16 protein-coding genes are annotated in these 17596 nt (G+C 65.5%); 11 read left to right on the forward strand and 5 right to left on the reverse strand.

Translation table 11 applies throughout. The features are described from left to right. Window positions 1-54: 54 nt before the first annotated feature. The 3 genes from dut (at window position 55) to SLT36_RS02235 (ending at window position 2061) form a co-directional block, all read left to right on the forward strand. Window positions 55-534 (forward strand): dUTP diphosphatase, encoded by a 480-nt coding sequence (gene dut, locus SLT36_RS02225; RefSeq protein ID WP_432285624.1) that lies wholly within the window; start codon window positions 55-57, stop codon window positions 532-534. Further along, entirely contained in the window at window positions 531-1187 is a 657-nt protein-coding gene (locus SLT36_RS02230; protein ID WP_432285625.1) for an HAD family hydrolase, read from the forward strand. The genes dut and SLT36_RS02230 overlap by 4 nt, the downstream gene beginning before the upstream one ends. A gap of 67 nt (window positions 1188-1254) precedes the next feature. Continuing rightward, entirely contained in the window at window positions 1255-2061 is an 807-nt protein-coding gene (locus tag SLT36_RS02235; RefSeq protein WP_432285626.1) for an isocitrate lyase/PEP mutase family protein, read from the forward strand. Between the two features lie 25 nt (window positions 2062-2086). Here the strand turns inward: SLT36_RS02235 and SLT36_RS02240 are convergent, their stop codons facing one another. Then, a complete protein-coding gene (locus SLT36_RS02240) occupies window positions 2087-2809 on the reverse strand; it encodes a sulfate transporter family protein (protein ID WP_432285627.1) in 723 nt (240 codons plus the stop codon). 169 nt (window positions 2810-2978) lie between these two features. On the opposite strand from SLT36_RS02240, the gene SLT36_RS02245 reads away from it, so the two are divergent. After that, window positions 2979-3986 carry an adenosine kinase gene (locus SLT36_RS02245; RefSeq protein ID WP_432285628.1) on the forward strand — a complete coding sequence of 336 codons (1008 nt, stop codon included), beginning with the start codon at window positions 2979-2981 and terminating at the stop codon, window positions 3984-3986. A 603-nt stretch (window positions 3987-4589) separates the two neighbouring features. Here SLT36_RS02245 and SLT36_RS02250 read toward each other — a convergent pair. Further along, entirely contained in the window at window positions 4590-6878 is a 2289-nt protein-coding gene (locus SLT36_RS02250) for an NADP-dependent malic enzyme (protein ID WP_432285629.1), read from the reverse strand. 216 nt (window positions 6879-7094) lie between these two features. On the opposite strand from SLT36_RS02250, the gene mutS reads away from it, so the two are divergent. The 4 genes from mutS (at window position 7095) to SLT36_RS02270 (ending at window position 10946) form a co-directional block, all read left to right on the forward strand. Then, window positions 7095-9743 carry a DNA mismatch repair protein MutS gene (gene mutS, locus SLT36_RS02255; RefSeq protein ID WP_432288219.1) on the forward strand — a complete coding sequence of 883 codons (2649 nt, stop codon included), beginning with the start codon at window positions 7095-7097 and terminating at the stop codon, window positions 9741-9743. A gap of 21 nt (window positions 9744-9764) precedes the next feature. Further along, window positions 9765-10163 (forward strand): VOC family protein, encoded by a 399-nt coding sequence (locus SLT36_RS02260; protein WP_432285630.1) that lies wholly within the window; start codon window positions 9765-9767, stop codon window positions 10161-10163. A 73-nt stretch (window positions 10164-10236) separates the two neighbouring features. After that, entirely contained in the window at window positions 10237-10554 is a 318-nt protein-coding gene (locus SLT36_RS02265) for a hypothetical protein (protein WP_432285631.1), read from the forward strand. An 89-nt stretch (window positions 10555-10643) separates the two neighbouring features. Then, the gene (locus SLT36_RS02270; protein WP_432285632.1) at window positions 10644-10946 is read left to right on the forward strand and encodes a hypothetical protein; all 303 of its coding nucleotides are present in this window, start codon (window positions 10644-10646) and stop codon (window positions 10944-10946) included. Window positions 10947-10960: 14 nt separating this feature from the next. Here the strand turns inward: SLT36_RS02270 and SLT36_RS02275 are convergent, their stop codons facing one another. Next, on the reverse strand, window positions 10961-12139 hold the full coding sequence (locus SLT36_RS02275; RefSeq protein ID WP_432285633.1) for an MFS transporter: 1179 nt from the start codon (window positions 12137-12139) through the stop codon (window positions 10961-10963). A 375-nt stretch (window positions 12140-12514) separates the two neighbouring features. Between SLT36_RS02275 and SLT36_RS02280 the strand changes: the two genes are divergently transcribed. Both SLT36_RS02280 and SLT36_RS02285 read left to right on the forward strand, forming a co-directional pair. Continuing rightward, the gene (locus tag SLT36_RS02280; RefSeq protein WP_432285634.1) at window positions 12515-13180 is read left to right on the forward strand and encodes a helix-turn-helix domain-containing protein; all 666 of its coding nucleotides are present in this window, start codon (window positions 12515-12517) and stop codon (window positions 13178-13180) included. A 112-nt stretch (window positions 13181-13292) separates the two neighbouring features. After that, window positions 13293-14417, forward strand: coding sequence for an epoxide hydrolase family protein (locus SLT36_RS02285; protein WP_432285635.1), 1125 nt, complete (start codon window positions 13293-13295; stop codon window positions 14415-14417). An 83-nt stretch (window positions 14418-14500) separates the two neighbouring features. On the opposite strand, the gene SLT36_RS02290 is transcribed toward SLT36_RS02285, so the two are convergent. Continuing rightward, window positions 14501-15523 (reverse strand): helix-turn-helix domain-containing protein, encoded by a 1023-nt coding sequence (locus SLT36_RS02290; protein WP_432285637.1) that lies wholly within the window; start codon window positions 15521-15523, stop codon window positions 14501-14503. 233 nt (window positions 15524-15756) lie between these two features. Between SLT36_RS02290 and SLT36_RS02295 the strand changes: the two genes are divergently transcribed. After that, complete coding sequence (locus SLT36_RS02295; RefSeq protein ID WP_432285638.1) at window positions 15757-16815, forward strand: alpha/beta hydrolase family protein; 1059 nt, start codon at window positions 15757-15759, stop codon at window positions 16813-16815. A gap of 29 nt (window positions 16816-16844) precedes the next feature. On the opposite strand, the gene SLT36_RS02300 is transcribed toward SLT36_RS02295, so the two are convergent. Then, window positions 16845-17486, reverse strand: coding sequence for a TetR/AcrR family transcriptional regulator (locus SLT36_RS02300; protein ID WP_432285639.1), 642 nt, complete (start codon window positions 17484-17486; stop codon window positions 16845-16847). Window positions 17487-17596: the final 110 nt, after the last annotated feature.

Raw genomic sequence — 17596 nt, forward strand, 5'->3', positions numbered from 1 at the left:
TGCGACCTCTTGTGAATTGACCTCATCTGGACGCTGTCCCATAGGATCGCCGCCATGACATCGACCGCCGCAACCTCTTCCGCCCCCGTCATCGGGATCGTCCGCTTGCCGCATTCGGGCGAGCTGCCCCTGCCGTCCTACGAAACGTCGGGTGCCGCCGGCATGGACCTGCGCGCCGCGGTGCCGGATGACCGGCCGCTTTTGATCCTGCCCGGCAAGCGCGCTTTGGTGCCGACCGGCCTGATCTTCGAAATACCGGAAGGTTTCGAAGGTCAAATTCGCCCGCGCTCCGGCCTTGCCTTCAAGAACGGCATCACCTGCCTCAACACGCCGGGTACCATCGACAGCGACTATCGCGGCGAGGTCAAGGTGCTGTTGATCAACCATGGCGACGAAGACTTCTATGTCGAGCGCGGCATGCGCATCGCCCAGATCGTCATCGCATCGGTGACCCGCGCCGAGGTCGAGGAGCGGGACCTTGCCGGCGACACGTCGCGCGGCGCCGGCGGCTTCGGCTCCACGGGCACCGCGTGAACAAGCCGAAGCTCGTCATCTTCGACTGCGACGGCGTGCTGGTCGACACAGAGCCGCTGGCCAACCAGCGGCTCGCGGCCTGGCTGACCGAGGCGGGTTATCCCGTCAGCTACGAGGACTGCCGCCGCCAGTTCGTCGGCCGCAGCCTGGTGTCGGTGCAGAAGGAGGTCGAGGCGACGGGCGTCAGCCTTGGGCCTGACTTCGTCGAGCGCTGGTACCGCGAGCTGCCGGAGCTGTTTGCGTCAGGCGTCCAGGCGATCCCACACATCGAAACCTTCGTCAGCGCCGTGCAGGCCGCCAGCATCGCCTATTGTGTGGCCTCGTCGGCACGGGTCAACAAGATGCATATGACGCTCGGCCAGACAGGGCTGCTGCCCTATTTCCACGACGTGCTGTTCTCGGCCACCATGGTCGAGCGCGGCAAGCCGTTTCCGGACCTGTTCCTGCACGCCGCCGGCACGATGGGCTTTGCCCCAGGCGACTGTATCGTCATCGAGGACAGCGTCGCCGGCGCCCAGGCCGGGCGCGCCGCCGGCATGCGGGTGTTCGGCTATCACCGCGACCCGCACTCCGACTGCGATGGCCTCAAGGCTGCGGGCGCCGTGCTGTTCGACGACATGCGCAAACTGGCAGGACTGATCCCGATCGCCTGAAACAGGGTTTGAGCCCTCCGGCGCGCCGGTCTAATATTACCCGTCGGTTCGTATCGAGGGCGATGACATGGACAAGGGCGCGGTCTTCCGGAAACTTCACGAGGCGCCGGGCGCCTTCATCATCCCCAACCCGTGGGACATCGGCACATCAAAGCTTCTGGCCTCCTTCGGCTTCGAGGCGCTGGCGACGACCAGCGCCGGCTATGCCTTCTCGCGCGGGCGGCCCGATGGCGACGTCGGCTTCGAGGAGATGATCCATCATTGCCGCGACCTGGCGCATGCCACCGGCCTGCCTGTTTCGGCCGACCTCGAGAAGGGCAAGGGCGACAGCCCCGAAAGCTCAGGCGAGACAGTCTTTGCCGCCGAGGCAGCAGGCCTTGCCGGCTGCTCGCTCGAGGACCACACCGGCGAGCCTGACCGGCCGATCTACGATTTTTCGCATGCCGTCGAGCGCGTCACCGCGGCAGCCGAGGCTGCGCGGGCGCTGAAGGGTGACTTCGTCCTGACGGCGCGGTCGGAAAACTTCCTCTGGAACCGCCCCGATCTCGATGACACGATCAAGCGGCTGCAGGCCTTCGAGAAGGCCGGGGCCGACGTGCTTTATGCCCCCGGGATATCAGACATCGAAATGATCCGGACGCTGTGCAGCTCTGTCACGAAACCGGTCAACGTGCTGGCGGTGCCGGGTTTCTCGGTCGCGGTGCTGGCCGAGGCCGGCGCCAAGCGCGTCTCGCTCGGCTCCAAGCTGACCGCTTACGCCTTCGGCATGATGGAGCGGGCGTCGCGCGAGATGCTGGGCCAGGGCACGTTCGAATTCGCCCGCGACGGCATCGCCTATGCCAAGCTGCAGGCGATGTTCGGCCGCGAGAGCTGAACGCCCCTCATCATCATCATCATCTTCACGCCCGCGCCATTTCAGGCCGGCGCTCGGCCGCCGACACGCTCTTGTGCAGATGCACCATCATTGCCGCGGCAAAGAGCGGGGTGAGCAGGTTAAGGATCGGCACGGCGAGGAAGGCCGCGATGACCAGGCCTGCCATGAACACCGTGCCGGCGTTGCGGCGGCGCAAATCCTTGGCGTCCTGCTCGGAGCGGAAGCGCATGGCAGCGAACTCGAAGAACTCGCGGCCCAGCAGGTAGCCGTTGACCAGGAAGAAGGCGCCGATGTTAACGATGGGGATGAACATCAGAAGCAGCGCCAACAGATTGCCCAATATGACGATGCCGAAGAACTTGATCGCCAGCACCAGCGAACGCAAGGCCGGCACCGGCTGCCCCGGGCGCTCCGCGGGATAGTTGGTCTTCTCGACGACGTCGGCGACATCGTCCAAAAACAGGCCGGCGACGATCGCCGTCACCGGCGCGATCAGCAAGGCGAGCCCCAGCGCCAGGCCTATGCCGGCAATGATCGCGGCGATCAGGCCGAGCCAGCCGGTCCACGAGGGCAGGCCCGGCAGCATCGCGTCGATCCATGGCAAGGCCAGCCAGTCGAACACCTCGCGGATGCCGAACCACAGCGCGACGAGCGTAAGCAGTGTCAGCCCCAGCGTCTTCAAAAACACCGTGCGGAACTCGGCCGAAAAGAGCTGGCCGGCAGCAGTGCGGGCGGCGTCGAGGATCATGTTGGGGTTACGTCTCCCTGTTTCCGCGCTGAGATAAGGTGCCGCGGGGCCGGCCTCAAGCCGCTGCCTCCAATTTGCCGGTAGGCAAACGGGCCGCGAGCCGCTAAACGCAATCCGTTTTGCCGACCCCTCGGCCCCTTATTACGGCCAAAGCGCCGCGGAGACCCTGATGAGCCAATATGACGTGCTGTGCATCGGCAACGCCATCGTCGACATCATCGCACAATGCGACGAGGCCTTTCTCACCGACAACGGCATCATCAAGGGGGCGATGAACCTGATCGACGCCGAGCGCGCCGAACTGCTCTATGCCCGCATGGGCCCGGCGATCGAGGCCTCGGGCGGCTCGGCCGGCAACACCGCTGCCGGCATCGCCAGCTTCGGCGGCCGCTCGGCCTATTTCGGCAAGGTTTCCCGCGACCATCTCGGCGAGGTCTTCACCCACGACATCCGCGCCCAGGGCGTCGCCTTCGACACAACGCCGCTTGAAGGAGGGGCCCTCGACGGCACGCCGCCGACGGCCCGCTCGATGATCCTCGTCACCCCCGACGGCGAGCGTTCGATGAACACCTATCTCGGCGCCTGCGTCGAACTCGGGCCGGACGATGTCGAGGCCGACAAGGCAAGCGGGGCCAAGGTCACCTATTTCGAGGGCTATCTGTGGGATCCGCCGCTGGCCAAGGAAGCGATCCGCATGACCGCGGCGCATGCACATGCCGCCGGCCGGGAAGTGTCGATGACGCTGTCGGACAGCTTCTGCGTCGACCGCTACCGCGCCGAGTTCCTCGACCTGATGCGCTCAGGCACCGTCGACATCGTTTTTGCCAACAGCCACGAGATCAAGTCGCTCTATGAGACGTCGTCGTTCGACGAGGCACTGTCGCTGATCCGCAAGGACTGCAAGATCGCCGCTATCACCCGCTCGGAGAAGGGTTCTGTGATCGTGCGCGGCGACGAGACCGTGGTCATCGAAGCGACCAAAATCCGTGAACTGGTCGACACGACAGGCGCCGGCGACCTCTATGCCGCCGGATTCCTGTTCGGCTACACACAAGGGCGCTCGCTCAAGGACTGCGGCGACCTCGGCTCGTTGGCCGCTGGCCTGGTCATCCAGCAGATCGGCCCGCGCCCACGGCAGAATTTGCAGCGCGAAGCCGAGCAGGCAGGGTTGCTGTAGGGCTTCTTTTTTCGTCGCCCCTTTACTTTTCGTCGCCCCCTTTACGGGGAGAAGCAAGGTCGTGCCCGTATCAAGGTGAGCGAGACGGCCGCCGCAGCCAATCTCCCCCCTTGCGGGGGAGATGTCCGGCAGGACAGAGGGGGGTGCTGTCCCGTGCACCTCTCCATTGTCACGCCCCGACTTAGCGAAGAATCCGGGAAGCGGAGCCGCGCACTGCCTACAGAATGACTGAATGTGGCGAAACGGTCGCGCTCCCCCGAGCTGGAGCCAGAAGCGGCCAGATAACGAATTTCTGACTTACTGGATCCCGAACATCATTAGCTGCGCGCGCGCCCGTCTCATGTTGAAATTGAGGCGAGCAAAACGGAATCCTCGCGATCCTTCGCACCCCCCTCTGCCCTGCCGGGCATCTCCCCCACAAGGAGGGAGATTGGCAGCTTCGGCGCCTCGCTCAACCGTCACCGGCAAAAAGGGGCGGCAGCGCTAGCCTTTCGCTACGGCGCGGGGCCATGAGGCGCTCGAAAAGCCCTTTGGGGGCTTTTCGAGCGCTACGCGAGGCAACGAAGCCGATCGACAGCACGCTTTGCTGGTTGAACCCGCTTCTCAAGCTCCCGCGTTGTACGCCGCAATCGCCGCCATGTTGACGATGTCTGAGTCCTTGGCATTCAGCGAGACGATCTGCACCGGCTTGTTGAGGCCGACCAGCAGCGGGCCGATGACGGTGGAGCCGCCGAGTTCCTGCAGCATCTTGGTCGAGATGGCGGCGGAGTGGAAGGCCGGCATGACCAGCACGTTGGCGGCACCGGAGAGGCGGCAGAAGGGGTATTGCTGCTGCATCAGGCGGTGGTTGAGGGCGACGTCGGCAGCCATTTCGCCGTCATACTCGAAATCGACGCGGCGCTTGTCGAGGATCTTGACCGCTTCCTGGACACGCTCGGAGCGCTCGCCGGCGGGGTGGCCGAAGGTCGAGTAGGCGAGCATGGCGACGCGCGGCTCATAACCCATGCGGCGGGCGAAGTGGGCGGCCTCCTCGGCGATGTCGGCGATCTGCTCGGCGTTGGGCATGTCGTGGACGGCGGTGTCGGCGACGATCACGGTGCGGCCGCGGGCGAGCACGATCGACACGCCGATGACGCGGTGGCCGGGCTTGGCGTCGATAACGCGGCGGACGTCTTCGAGCACGGTCGAGTAGTTGCGGGTGACGCCCGTGACCACGCCGTCGGCATCGCCGAGCGCCACCATGCAGGCGGCGAAATGGTTGCGGTCGTTGTTGATCAGGCGCTGGCAGTCGCGCAAAAGGTAGCCCTTGCGCTGCAGGCGCTCGTAGAGGAAGTCGGCATAGATGGCGTTGCGGCGCGACAGCCGCGCATTGATGATTTCGAGACCCGGCTTGTTGAGGTCGATGCCGGCCTGGCGGGCGTTTTCCTTGATGATGTCGTCGCGGCCGAGAAGGATGGCGGTGCCGAGCTTCTGGTTCACATAAGACACGGCGGCGCGCATGACCTGCTCCTCCTCGCCCTCAGCGAAGACGATGCGCTTGGGCTGGCGCCGCACACGGTCATAGATGCGCTGCAAGGTCGAGGCGATCGGGTCGCGGCGGGCGGAGAGCTCGTTGGCATATTTGTCGAGGTCGAGGATCGGCCGGCCGGCGACGCCCGATTCCATGGCGGCGCGGGCAACGGCGATCGGGATCGCCGAGATCAGGCGCGGGTCGAACGGCACCGGGATGATGTAGTTGGGGCCGAATTTCGGCCGGTTGCCCTGGTAGGCGGCGGCGACGTCGTCGGGCACGTCCTGGCGGGCGAGCTCGGCGAGAGCGGTTGCGGCTGCGACCTTCATGGCGTCGTTGATGGTGGTGGCACGCACATCGAGCGCGCCGCGAAAAATGTAGGGGAAGCCGAGCACGTTGTTGACCTGGTTCGGATAGTCCGAACGGCCGGTCGCCATGATGGCGTCGGTGCGGATATCGGCGACCTCTTCGGGTGTGATCTCCGGATCGGGATTGGCCATGGCGAAGATGATCGGGTTCTTGGCCATGGAGGCGACCATGGCCGGGGTCAGCGCGCCCTTGGCCGACAGGCCGAAGAAGATGTCGGCGCCATCCATGGCATCGGCCAGCGAACGCGCCTCGGTCTTGACCGCATGCGCCGACTTCCACTGGTTCATGCCTTCGGTGCGGCCCTGGTAAACCACGCCCTTGGTGTCGCACAGGGTGACGTTTTCGGGCGAAAAGCCCATCGACTTGATCAGCTCGATGCAGGCAATGCCTGCGGAACCGGCGCCATTGCAGACCAGCTTGGCGGTCTTCATGTCGCGGCCGGTGATTTCGAGCGCGTTGATCAGGCCGGCGGCGGCGATGATGGCGGTGCCGTGCTGGTCGTCATGGAAAACGGGGATGTCCATCAGTTCGCGCAGGCGCTGCTCGATGATGAAGCATTCGGGCGCCTTGATGTCCTCGAGATTGATGCCGCCGAAGGACGGCCCGAGGAAACGCACGCAGTTGATGAATTCGTCGGCGTCCTCGGTGTCGACCTCGAGGTCGATGGAATCGACGTCGGCGAAGCGCTTGAACAGCACCGACTTGCCTTCCATGACCGGCTTGGAGGCCAGCGCGCCGAGATTGCCGAGGCCGAGGATGGCGGTGCCGTTGGAGATGACGGCGACCATGTTGCCGCGGGTGGTGTAGTCGAAGGCGCGCGAGGGATCCTCGGCGATAGCCTTCACCGGCACGGCGACGCCGGGCGAATAGGCGAGGCTGAGGTCGCGCTGCGTCGCCATCGGCTTGGTCGGATTGATCTCGAGCTTGCCCGGGCGGCCCATGGCGTGGAAGTCGAGCGCTTCCTGAGCGGAGACGGAGGGACCGGAATTGTCGGGTTTCCTGGTAGTTGCCATGGTGAGAAGCGTTCCTGTCCCTTAAATTTCTTTTTGTGGAGCGTTTTGGATTAAGGCTACACATCAGCGCTGTAAACCGCCAAGCAGACGAGGGAATTTCCTTTTTTCGAAGGTTCAGGCGTGAACGATCGACCGATAATCGCTGCGGAAGCTGACTTTGCGGAAGCCGGAGGGGAAAGCCGGGCCGAAGCCCCGGTGTATGCCGCGCCGACGCCGATGATGGAACAGTACATGGAGATCAAGGCGGCGAACCCGGATTCGCTGCTGTTCTACCGCATGGGCGACTTCTACGAGCTGTTCTTCGACGACGCCGAGAAGGCCTCGCGCGCGCTCGGCATCGTGCTGACCAAGCGCGGCAAGCACCAGGGCCAGGACATCCCGATGTGCGGGGTGCCGATCCATGCCGCCGACGACTATCTGCAGAAGCTGATCGGGCAAGGCTACCGGGTCGCCGTGTGCGAGCAGGTGGAAGACCCGGCCGAGGCCAAGAAGCGCGGCTCGAAGTCGGTGGTCAAGCGCGACGTGGTGCGGCTGGTGACGCCTGGCACCATCACCGAAGACAAGCTTTTGGCACCGCAGGAATCGAATTTCCTGATGGCGCTGGGGCGGGTCAAGGGCGCGGGCGAAGCCAGCCTGGCGATCGCCTGGATCGAGATCTCGACCGGCATCTTCCGCGTCGCCGAGACGACGCCGGAACGGCTTTCGGCCGACATCTTCCGCGTCGACCCGCGCGAGCTGATCGTCGCCGAACCTGCCTTCCATGACGAGGAGCTGCGCCCGAGCTTCGATCTGGTCGGCCGCATCGTCAACCCGCAGCCGCCGAGCCTGTTCGATTCGACCTCGGCGCCCAGCCGCATCGCCCGTTTCTACGACGTGGCGACGCCGGACAGTTTTGGTGCGTTTTCGCGCGCCGAGCTGTCGGCCATCTCCGGCGTCATCGCCTATGTCGAAAAGACCCAGAAGGCCGAGCGGCCGCCTTTGTCGCGGCCCGAGCGCGAGCAGTCGGGCACCACGCTGTTCATCGACCCGGCGACACGCGCCAATCTCGAATTGTTGCGCACCCTGTCGGGCGGCCGCGACGGCTCGCTGTTCCGCGCCATCGACCGTACGGTGACGGGCGGCGGCGCGCGCCTGCTCGCCGACCGGCTGATGTCGCCGCTGACAGATCCCGAAGCCATCGGCGCCAGGCTGGACGCGGTGTCGTTCTTCACCGGCGAAACGCGGCTGACCGATGCGCTCAGGCTCAGCCTGAAGGGCGTCGCCGACATGCCGCGCGCGCTGTCGCGGCTGGCGCTCAACCGCGGCGGGCCGCGCGATCTCGGCGCACTGCGTTCGGGATTCTCGGCGGCGCGCACCATTGCCGGGCTGTTTGCGGGCGCTTCCCTGCCGAAGCAGCTGACGGCGGCGATCGCGGCGATATCGGCCCTACCCACAGGCTTCGCCGACCATCTCGACGTGGCGCTGGGCGAGGAGCTGCCGCTTCTCAAGCGCGACGGCGGTTTTGTCCGCGCCGGCTATCATCCGGAACTCGACGAGATGCGGGCGCTGCGCGACCAGTCGCGCCGGGTGATCGCCGGCATGGAGCGCGACCTGATCGAGGAGACGGGCATCCGCTCGCTCAAGATCCGCCACAACAACGTGCTCGGCTACTACATCGAGGTGACGGCGAACAACCAGACGGCCCTGAACGGCAGCGACGAGGCCAAGGCGCGCTTCATCCACCGCCAGACCATGGCGAATGCGATGCGCTTCACCACCACCGAGCTCGCCGGCCTCGAGACCAAGATCGCCAATGCCGCCGACCGGGCGCTGACCATCGAACTCCAGGCCTTCGACCAGTTGGTCGGCGAGGCCGTCGCCCACGCCCAGGCGATCCGGTCAGGCGCCGACGCGCTGTCCGTGCTCGACGTGTCGGCGGCACTCGCCGTGCTCGCCCAGAATGAGGCGTGGTGCCGGCCCGAGGTCGACGCCAGCCTCGCCTTCGACATTTTTGGTGGACGCCACCCGGTGGTCGAGCAGTCGCTGAGGCGCGAGGCGGCAGCCCCCTTCGTCGCCAATGACTGTACGCTGTCGCCTGACGGCAACGACAAGAACGGCGCCATCTGGCTGCTCACCGGCCCGAACATGGGTGGTAAGTCGACCTTCCTGCGCCAGAACGCGCTGATCGCCATCCTCGCCCAGATGGGGTCGTTCGTACCCGCCGAGCGTGCGCATATCGGCGTGGTCGACCGGCTGTTCTCCCGCGTCGGCGCCTCGGACGATCTGGCGCGCGGGCGCTCGACCTTCATGGTCGAGATGGTCGAGACCGCCGCCATCCTCAACCAGGCGGGCGAGCGCACGCTTGTCATCCTCGACGAGATCGGTCGGGGTACCGCCACCTTCGACGGCCTGTCGATCGCCTGGGCGGCGGTTGAATATCTGCACGAGAAGAACCGCTGCCGCGCTATTTTCGCCACCCATTTCCACGAACTGACGGCACTTTCCGGCAAGCTCGGCCGCCTGCACAATGTGACGATGCGGGTGAAGGAGTGGGAAGGCGAAGTAGTGTTCCTGCACGAGGTCGGCAAGGGTGCTGCCGACCGCTCCTACGGCGTGCAAGTGGCCCGCCTCGCCGGTCTGCCCGACGCTGTCGTGGCGCGCGCCAAGGAGGTGCTGCACCAGCTCGAGGAAAGCGAGACGTCTGGGAAGGCCGACCGCCTTGTCGACGACCTGCCGCTGTTCTCGGTCGCGGTGAAACGCGAGGCGGCCAAACCCGTCGCCAACGACGCGCTGACCAAGGCGCTGGAGGGGCTGAGCCCCGACGAAATGACCCCGCGAGAAGCACTGGACGCGCTGTACCGACTGAAGGGGCTGGCGGCGAGCTAAGCGGTTAGGAGCGGAGACGGCATGCTTCATCACATTTCGCTCGGTGTCTCCGACATCGACCGCGCAGCAGCCTTCTACGACGCGGCCCTTGCCCCGCTCGGTTATGTCAGGGTCTGGGAAGACCTTGCGCCCGGCGCCGACGACCAGGCCGTCGGCTACGGTGTCGCAGGCGGCGGCGACAAGCTGGCGCTCAAGCAGCGTAGCATCGGCCAGCGCCCGCCCGGCCCGGGCTTCCATCTCGCCTTCGCTGCGCCCGACCGCCAGGCGGTCGCGGCGTTCCATGCGGCGGCGCTTGCTTATGGTGGCACCGACAATGGCGGCCCCGGCCTCAGGGCGCATTATGGGCCGAGCTATTTTGCCGCCTTTGTGATCGATCCGGACGGGCATCCTATCGAGGCGGTGTTCAACCAGGCCGTCTAGGCGGGCGCCGGATGCGCCTGCAACTCAAGCCCCGGAGTTCTGCCGGGACAGCTTGCCGGCAAGCCGACCAGGCATGCGCGGTTTGAACGGCTTCATTCGCTGTGGCCTGGGCGAATTTGCAGCCGATGGCGGCAGGCGGTCCATTTGGGTCATTGACGTTCTCTCTGCCGCTGCGCCAATGCTGACATTGCGCGTGCTGGCAATCTTGCCAGCCAACCAACCCGATGGAGGACGCATGCCCAAGGTCAGAGGTCAGAGCGCTCTCGACAAGGAGCGCGCAAAAACGGACAAGCTTCTCAAAAAGGTAGGCTACACCGCCCTGAAAGAGGCCGGGGTGAAATCCAGGCGACCCGACCTTCCGAACCTGAAGACCGAAAAGCGAGAGAAATAACGCGGCCCTCTACGCTGCCCGCAGCCTCCCGGTTGAACCCGCTCTCCCGAACTGCTCAAGTCGGCGCTGGATCGCGAAAGGGCCGTGGCATGGTGGATTCTGATCGGATCGACAAGCTGATCGCTGCGGTGCCCCCTGCCTTGGCGTTTCGCACCGGCCTGGATCTTGGCATCTTCACCCGACTTGGCGGCAGCGCAGCGAGTGCACACAGCCTTGGGGCCGCGCTCAACATCGCGCCCGATCGTCTGTCGCGACTGCTTTACGTCGTCATTTTCAGCAATGCCGACACCACCACCGTGCTGCGCACCGGCGTGACCGCCGCCGCTGTCACCCACGACTATGCCGCCGGCGACGCGGTTTTGGAGCCGAGCGGCTTCCGGCCTCAGGCTTGATTGACGGCTCCAGTTCAGCGCCGGAGGGTTGCGAATGCAACCGTCAGCGTCACCGCGAACATCGTGGCCGTCACGACGATCAGCGCGCTCGACAAGGATGCGGCTGTCAGCACCGCGCTGGCAAAGATGATGCCTATCGCGCTCGACGTGCGCAGCAGGGCGAACACTTCGGGCCGCCGGCGTGGCGGGGCCAGGCGGTCGAGGACGAGCGAGTAGTAAGTGCCCAGGGGCGCGAGCACCAGTCCGATGAGGATGGCGCCGGCGACCGTGGTGGCAAGCGACGGTCCGAGGGCGACGAGGGCGGCGCCAAAAGTCACGACGCACAGCAGCAAGACGACGGCCCGGCTGCCGATCATGCGGTTGCGCACGCTGACCCAGATGCCGCCGGCGACCGAGGCCAGGCACAGCGGCACCGTGAACAGGATGGCCAGCGTCGGCGGGTAGCCGAATTTCAGGGCGAGTGCTACGGCGCCGATCTCGATGGCCGCGACGGTGGACGAGCCCGCGGCCGCACAGACGAGCCATAGCAGGATGGAGGGGCTGAGCACGGAACCCTCTGAAAGAGGAGCGTCTTCGACATGGCTCATGCCCGCCTGCGGGACCAGCAGGGCCGGAATGGCGCCGAGCAGCGTCAGCGCGAGCAGGGCAAAGACGGGCGAGACAGCACCCAGGGCGGATGCCAGCACCGGACCGAGCACGAAGGTCAATTCATTGAGGGTGGCGGCGATGCCGAGCGTTCGCGGCAGGTGCGAAGGCGGCGTGAAGTGATTGAGCAAGGCGCGCAGATAGCCGAATGCCGCGCCGTTGACCAAGCCGGCTATCGCCGCGAAGGCGACGAGCAAGGCAAAGGGCGCCTGGTAATGCGCGCACAGGACGACGGCAGCCAAAGCGAGCGTGCGGAAGGCCACCAGCAGCCGCAGGAAGGTCGCGGCCGAGCGGTGCCTGCCGAGCCGCGTGATCGGGATGGCGCCGACGACCTGGGCAAGGGTCATTGCCAGGATCATGGCGGCGCCGCCGCGTGCGTCGCCCATGACGCTCAAGGCAACGAGCGAGAACGCCACCGGCGCGGAAGCCTGGGGGACGTTCAACGTCGCCGACGAGGCAAACCAGCGCAGCAGCGGCCAGCGGCTCGCTGGCCTGTCGAGAGGCTGGGAAGCGATGTCGCTGGAGGGTTGGGCGCCAAGTTCGGTCATGTTGAAGCTGCTGACATCATCAGGCGCGGTCCATGCCCGGCGGAAAAATGCGCGAAGCGGAGGTCCCGAAACGTCTCAGCCAAGAGCTGGTCGCTTTCAGGACAAGGCGCGATGGCTAGATGCAGACGGCACATGGACGGGCCCCTTGATTGGGCCGGGCCGTTCCCGGACATTCTTTTCCCTAACGGGAGAGGACGTTACCTCGCGGGCGGGAAACTAGCCGCCATCCCTGAAGTGTCAAGCCGGGGAGGCTGTCCGAAAGGGGTTGAGCCAACAGGTACTGGCCATAGCCCCAACGGTGCCGGCTGGCTGCGCACCCTTGCCTCCTCCTCCAACTCCGGCGACACTGCACGCGCGAGAAGAGCGGCGGCAAACATGCATGAGGTCGTGACACTGGAGGGGTGGTCGTCGCCGCACGTCGAGGCGGTGACGCGGACGCGGTTTGCCACCAGCGGCTCGATGAAGATGCAGCCTGATGGTTGCTGGGACGTGGTCATCTTCAGGAACGGCGACACGACGACAGTGCTGCGCACCGGGCTGACCACATCGACCGTGACCCACGACTATGCCGCCGGCGACGAGATCCTGGCGATCGCCTTCAAGGCGAGCAGCTTCATGCCGCTGATGCCGGGCGAGCTGATGCGCGACCAGGGCGTGGTGCTGGAAACGATCGGCAAGGACCGGTTCCGGCTCGGGTCCGAGGTGCTGGAGATCCCGACGCTCGAGACGGTCGACGGCTTTGTCGGCAAGCTGGTGCGCAATTCGATTGTCGAGGACAACCGGGTGGTCGCGTCGATCGTGTCGGGCCATCCCATGGCGATGTCGGAGCGGACGCTGCAGCGGCATTTCCTGAAGACGACCGGCGTCACCTACAAGACCTTCACGCAGATCGAGCGCGCCCAGAAGGCGCTCGGCCTGCTGCAGCAGGGCCGGCCGGCGGCGGATGTGGCCTTCGCGCTCGGTTATGCCGACCAGCCGCACATGATCCGCTCGGTGAAGGCGATCATGGGCACGACGCCCGGGCAGATCGCGCGCAGCTGAAACTGTCGGAAATCTTCAATCCCCTACACTCTTCCGCTGGCTAGAAAGGATGCACTTTCAACCCCGTGCACGACGGAAACGATCTTGCACCAATGCAAAGTGGACGCGGCAAATGACTGACATCACCCCTTTCAAGATCGCCATTCCTGAGGCCCAGCTGGCCGACCTTCAGGCGCGTCTCGCCAACACGCGGCTGGCCAACGAGGTGGCTGGCGCGGGCTGGAACTACGGCATGTCCTCCGGTTTCGTCACCCGTGCGATCGAGCGGCTGAAGAACGGCTTCGACTGGCGCGCCGAGGAGGCGGCGATCAACGCCCATCCGCATTTCGTCACCGAGATCGACGGCCAGTCCATCCATTTCCTGCATGTGAAATCGCCTGCTGCCGATGCGGTGCCGCTGCTCCTGCTGCATGGCTGGCCGAGCTCGTTCGTCGAGTTCCTCGCCGCGATCGGGTCGCTGACTGCGGCCGGGTACGATCTCGTCATCCCGTCGCTGCCCGGCTTCGGTTTCTCCGGCCCGACGCGCGCGGCAGGCTGGAATGACGGCCGCATCGCCGGCGCCATGCTCGAACTGATGTCGCGCCTCGGCTACAAGCGCTTCGGCGTGCAGGGCGGCGATGCCGGTGCGATCATCGCACCTGCCATCGGCCGGGCAGCACCTGACCGCGTCATCGGCGTGCATGTCAACGCGGCAACGATGGGCTTCATTCCGCTTGGGCCCATAGATCCCAGCGAGATCGCCACATTCAGCGATGCCGAGAAGAGCCGTTTGCAACGCCTGCAACAGTTCATGGCCGAACGCTTCGGCTTCAATGCGCTGCAGTCGAGCCGGCCGCAGACGCTGGCCTATGGCATTTCAGACTCGCCGGCCGGTCTCATCGCCTGGCTGGGCGACATGTTTGCCGGCTTCGGCGACAGCCCTGATGCCGTCGAGCTCGACCGGTTCCTGACCAATGTGCTGGTCTACTGGTTCACCGGAACCGCTGCCTCGTCGATCCGGCTCTACTATGAAAATGCGCATGATCCCGAGGCGTGGTCGCCGAAGCCGAATTCGGGCGTGCCGACGGGCGTTGCCGTCTTCGCCCGCGACGAGGTCGCCATCCGCCGCTATGGCGAGCCGGGCAACACCATCGTGCGCTGGACGGAGCTTGCCAGCGGCGGCCATTTTGCGGCGATGGAAGTGCCCGAGGTCTGGGCAGAAGAGGTCGCGGCCTTCTTTGCCGGTCTGCGGAGCTAGGTTGCGTGAGGTGGCGAACAAGACGCCACCTCGCCGCTTTCCACCAGGGCGAAGCACCCACCAAAATTGCCGGCCTCAGGCAGCTACGCCGCCTGGGGCCGGTTCTGCTCGCGCCAGGAGGCGGGGCTCAGCGTGGTGACGCGGCGGAACTCGCGGTTGAAGTTTGACTTGGTCTGGAAGCCGGCATCGAGCATGGCCGATGTGACCGACATGTCGGTGTCCCTGAGCAGGCGGCAGGCTTCCGAAATCCTGACGTCGTTGATGTACTGCGAAACGTTCTTGCCGGCGAGGCGGTTGATGGCGCCCGAGATCTGCCGCGCCGGCACGCCCGCGCGGCGGGCCAGCCTGGACAGGGTCAAATTGTCGTCGCGATAGAGCTTCTGGTCGATCAGCAGGCGCTGGACCTGGTCGAGCACCTCGCGGTCCTGCTCGGACGGCGACGGCTCGGGTGGATTGGTCTGGGTCGGTGCCGAGGGATGGGCGCGCGAGGCGACGAAGGCAGTCAGGCCAATGAAGAACAGGCCGAGCAGATTGGCGTTGCTGGCAATGACGGCGGCGTTTTCGCCCTGCCATTTTTCGAAGGCGAGCAAAACGCCGAGGTCGAACAGGGCCGACAGGCAGAGCGCGACAGCGGCGATGATGAGCGCGCGGTGGGCGGCGACCGCGCTGTCGAGGCGCGCCTCGACCAGAGCGTCCGGGCCGCTGCGGCCGAGGTGCAACACGGCGATTGCATAGCCGACGAACAGCACGACAAGTGCCGCATCGATGAAAGCGGGCGCCAACAGCACGATGGCGGTCATGAGCAGAGGCGGCAAGGCGTGAAGCCAGCGCATGGCGCCGCCCCCGGCATCGTCGCGCTGGAGCAAGGTGCGGAAGCTGAACAGCACCAAAGGCGGCAGGCCGGCAGCCAGGATCGGCTGGACGTAGCGCGCCGCCTCGACATGGTAGCCCCAGCGCAGACCGACGACCACCGACTGCACGGCGCAGAGCGCGACGAGGACGAGGAATGCCGTATTGCCGCCTGTCGTCTCGCGGGCGCGCAAAGCGGCGACGAGCAGGATGGCCAGCAACAGGGCGGCGACGAAGGACAGGGGTACGAATATCAAGGCTTAACCCATCTAGCGAGGTTCGGTTTCGCGGAAGCTCTCTATCTCTTTGTTTCTGCGCAATTCCAGACGGAAAACCGCTGCACGGTTTTCCTGGAATTGCTGTCGAAGATATCGGCCGATCATGGCCTCTATCGCGATCGAGCACGACCTGAATCACGATCGAGGACGAGGATGTAGCGCGATTTCGTCATTGCTCGCTCGTCTTCATCCGCAAACAGAGCGAGGTTCCCGTGCTCCAGCTACTCACCACCATTCCCGCCCTCATCGGTTTCGTCTCCGCCTGCTTCGCTTCGGAAGCGGGCGTCAAAGAGGTTTTGGTGCCGCAGCCCGGCCGCGACCTATCCGTGACCGTCTGGTATCCGGCAGCCGCCGGCGGCAAGCCGACAATTGTCGGCGACAACAAGGTGTTCAAGGGCGCGGCAGCCAGCATCGATGCACCCGCGGTGCCGGGGCGCCATCCACTGGTACTGCTGTCGCATGGATCGGGCAGCCGCGTGCAGGCGATGAGCTGGCTCGCCACCAAGCTTGCCAAGGCGGGTTTCGTCGTCGCCGGCCCCAACCATCCGGGCACGACCAGCGGTTTTTCCACCCCAGCCGAAACGCCGAAATTGTGGCAGCGCACGGGCGATCTGTCGGCCGTCATCGACGCGCTGGCCAAGGATCCGGCCTGGAGCAGCGTCATCGATGCCGACAGGATCGGCGTCGTCGGCTTCTCGCTCGGCGGAGCCACGGCCATGGAGCTTTCGGGCGCGCGCGCCAATCTCGAGGCCTATGCCCGCTATTGCGACAGCTACAAGAAGTGGGACTGCGCCTGGTTTGCAAGCGGCGTCGGCTACGTCAATGACGAGAAGATTACTGTCGACAAGGTAGACCTGCGCAGCATCGATCGGGCGCGCTTCGAGCAGTCGAATCTCGACCGCCGGATCAAGACAGCGGTGCTGGCCGATCCCGGCCTCGCCCAGGCCTATGACCCCGACAGCCTGAAGGACATCGCGATCCCGATGCACTTCATCAATCTCGGCGAGGGTGAAGGCATTCCGCTGGCTGTCATCTCCGATGGGCTCGCGAAGCTGACGTCCAAGGGGACCTATGCGACCGTGGCGGGTGCGACGCATTTCAGCTTCCTGCCAGAGTGCAAGGATGGTGGGGCCGAACTGCTCAAGTCGTTTGGCGAGTTCGATCCGATCTGTTCGGACGAGGCCAGCCGACCACGCGGCGAACTGCATGCCGAGCTGATCGGGCTGGTGAAGGACGCGCTGGTGCGCGACCTGATGGCATCAGATCAATGAACCCTGCGGCCCCGGCCACCAGCCGGCGCCTATGCCCGATGCGTGGCGCGCGGGCCGAAGGCAGCGAGGAAGATGCGCACGCTTTCGGCAGCGTGGCCGCGGCAGGCCGCGGCGGGCAGGATGGCGTCGTCGCCCAGAAGCATGGCGTCGTTGACCGGGGCCCCCATCACCAGCCAGTTGAAGAACGACGCCGCGGCCTCGAGGTCGTCGGCCTCGATCTGGCCGAGCCTGCGGTAGCGCTCGAAGGCGCGCGACAGGCGGGTGATCGAGCGCTGCGGGCCGAGCGCATGCAACGCCCTGCCCAGTTCCGGAAAGCGCTCGACCTCGCCGATGACCAGCCGCCGCAGTTGCATCAGCTTCGGCGTCATGACGATGGTGAGCTGAAGTTCGGCAAATTCCTGGAGGTAATCGGCGATCGGGCGGTCGTCGACGGGGTCGGCGACCTGCTCCTGGTGGACGTCGCCGGCAACGCCGGTCAGCCCTCTGACGACATCGAGGAACAAGGCTTCCTTGCTGTGGAAATGGGCATAGACGGTCTGCTTGGAAACGTCGGCGACCGCTGCGATCTCGTCCATATTGGCGCCAAGGAAACCGTTGCGGAGAAACTGGCCGGCGGCGGCATCAAGGATGGTGTCGCGTGTCCGTTCCTGGCGCGTTTTGGCGGTCTTCATCAATGCACGTCCCTGTGTCGGCAGCTGCGATTTCGAGCATAAGCCGAAGCCGTTGACAAATCAAACTGGACGGTCCAGTCTAGTTTCAAATCGACGGACGAGGTGATGAG

Origin of the sequence: Aminobacter sp. BA135, from assembly GCF_050859125.1 — a bacterium.
Classification (GTDB): Bacteria; Pseudomonadota; Alphaproteobacteria; order Rhizobiales; family Rhizobiaceae; genus Aminobacter; species Aminobacter ciceronei.

Coding starts and splice junctions, on each gene's coding strand:
- dut (WP_432285624.1), top strand. CDS start 55: ATGACATCGACCGCCGCAACCTCTTCCGCCCCCGTCATCGGGATCGTC.
- SLT36_RS02235 (WP_432285626.1), top strand. CDS start 1,255: ATGGACAAGGGCGCGGTCTTCCGGAAACTTCACGAGGCGCCGGGCGCC.
- SLT36_RS02240 (WP_432285627.1), bottom strand. CDS start 2,809: ATGATCCTCGACGCCGCCCGCACTGCTGCCGGCCAGCTCTTTTCGGCC.
- SLT36_RS02245 (WP_432285628.1), top strand. CDS start 2,979: ATGAGCCAATATGACGTGCTGTGCATCGGCAACGCCATCGTCGACATC.
- SLT36_RS02250 (WP_432285629.1), bottom strand. CDS start 6,878: ATGGCAACTACCAGGAAACCCGACAATTCCGGTCCCTCCGTCTCCGCT.
- mutS (WP_432288219.1), top strand. CDS start 7,095: ATGATGGAACAGTACATGGAGATCAAGGCGGCGAACCCGGATTCGCTG.
- SLT36_RS02260 (WP_432285630.1), top strand. CDS start 9,765: ATGCTTCATCACATTTCGCTCGGTGTCTCCGACATCGACCGCGCAGCA.
- SLT36_RS02265 (WP_432285631.1), top strand. CDS start 10,237: ATGCGCGGTTTGAACGGCTTCATTCGCTGTGGCCTGGGCGAATTTGCA.
- SLT36_RS02270 (WP_432285632.1), top strand. CDS start 10,644: ATGGTGGATTCTGATCGGATCGACAAGCTGATCGCTGCGGTGCCCCCT.
- SLT36_RS02275 (WP_432285633.1), bottom strand. CDS start 12,139: ATGACCGAACTTGGCGCCCAACCCTCCAGCGACATCGCTTCCCAGCCT.
- SLT36_RS02280 (WP_432285634.1), top strand. CDS start 12,515: ATGCATGAGGTCGTGACACTGGAGGGGTGGTCGTCGCCGCACGTCGAG.
- SLT36_RS02285 (WP_432285635.1), top strand. CDS start 13,293: ATGACTGACATCACCCCTTTCAAGATCGCCATTCCTGAGGCCCAGCTG.
- SLT36_RS02300 (WP_432285639.1), bottom strand. CDS start 17,486: ATGAAGACCGCCAAAACGCGCCAGGAACGGACACGCGACACCATCCTT.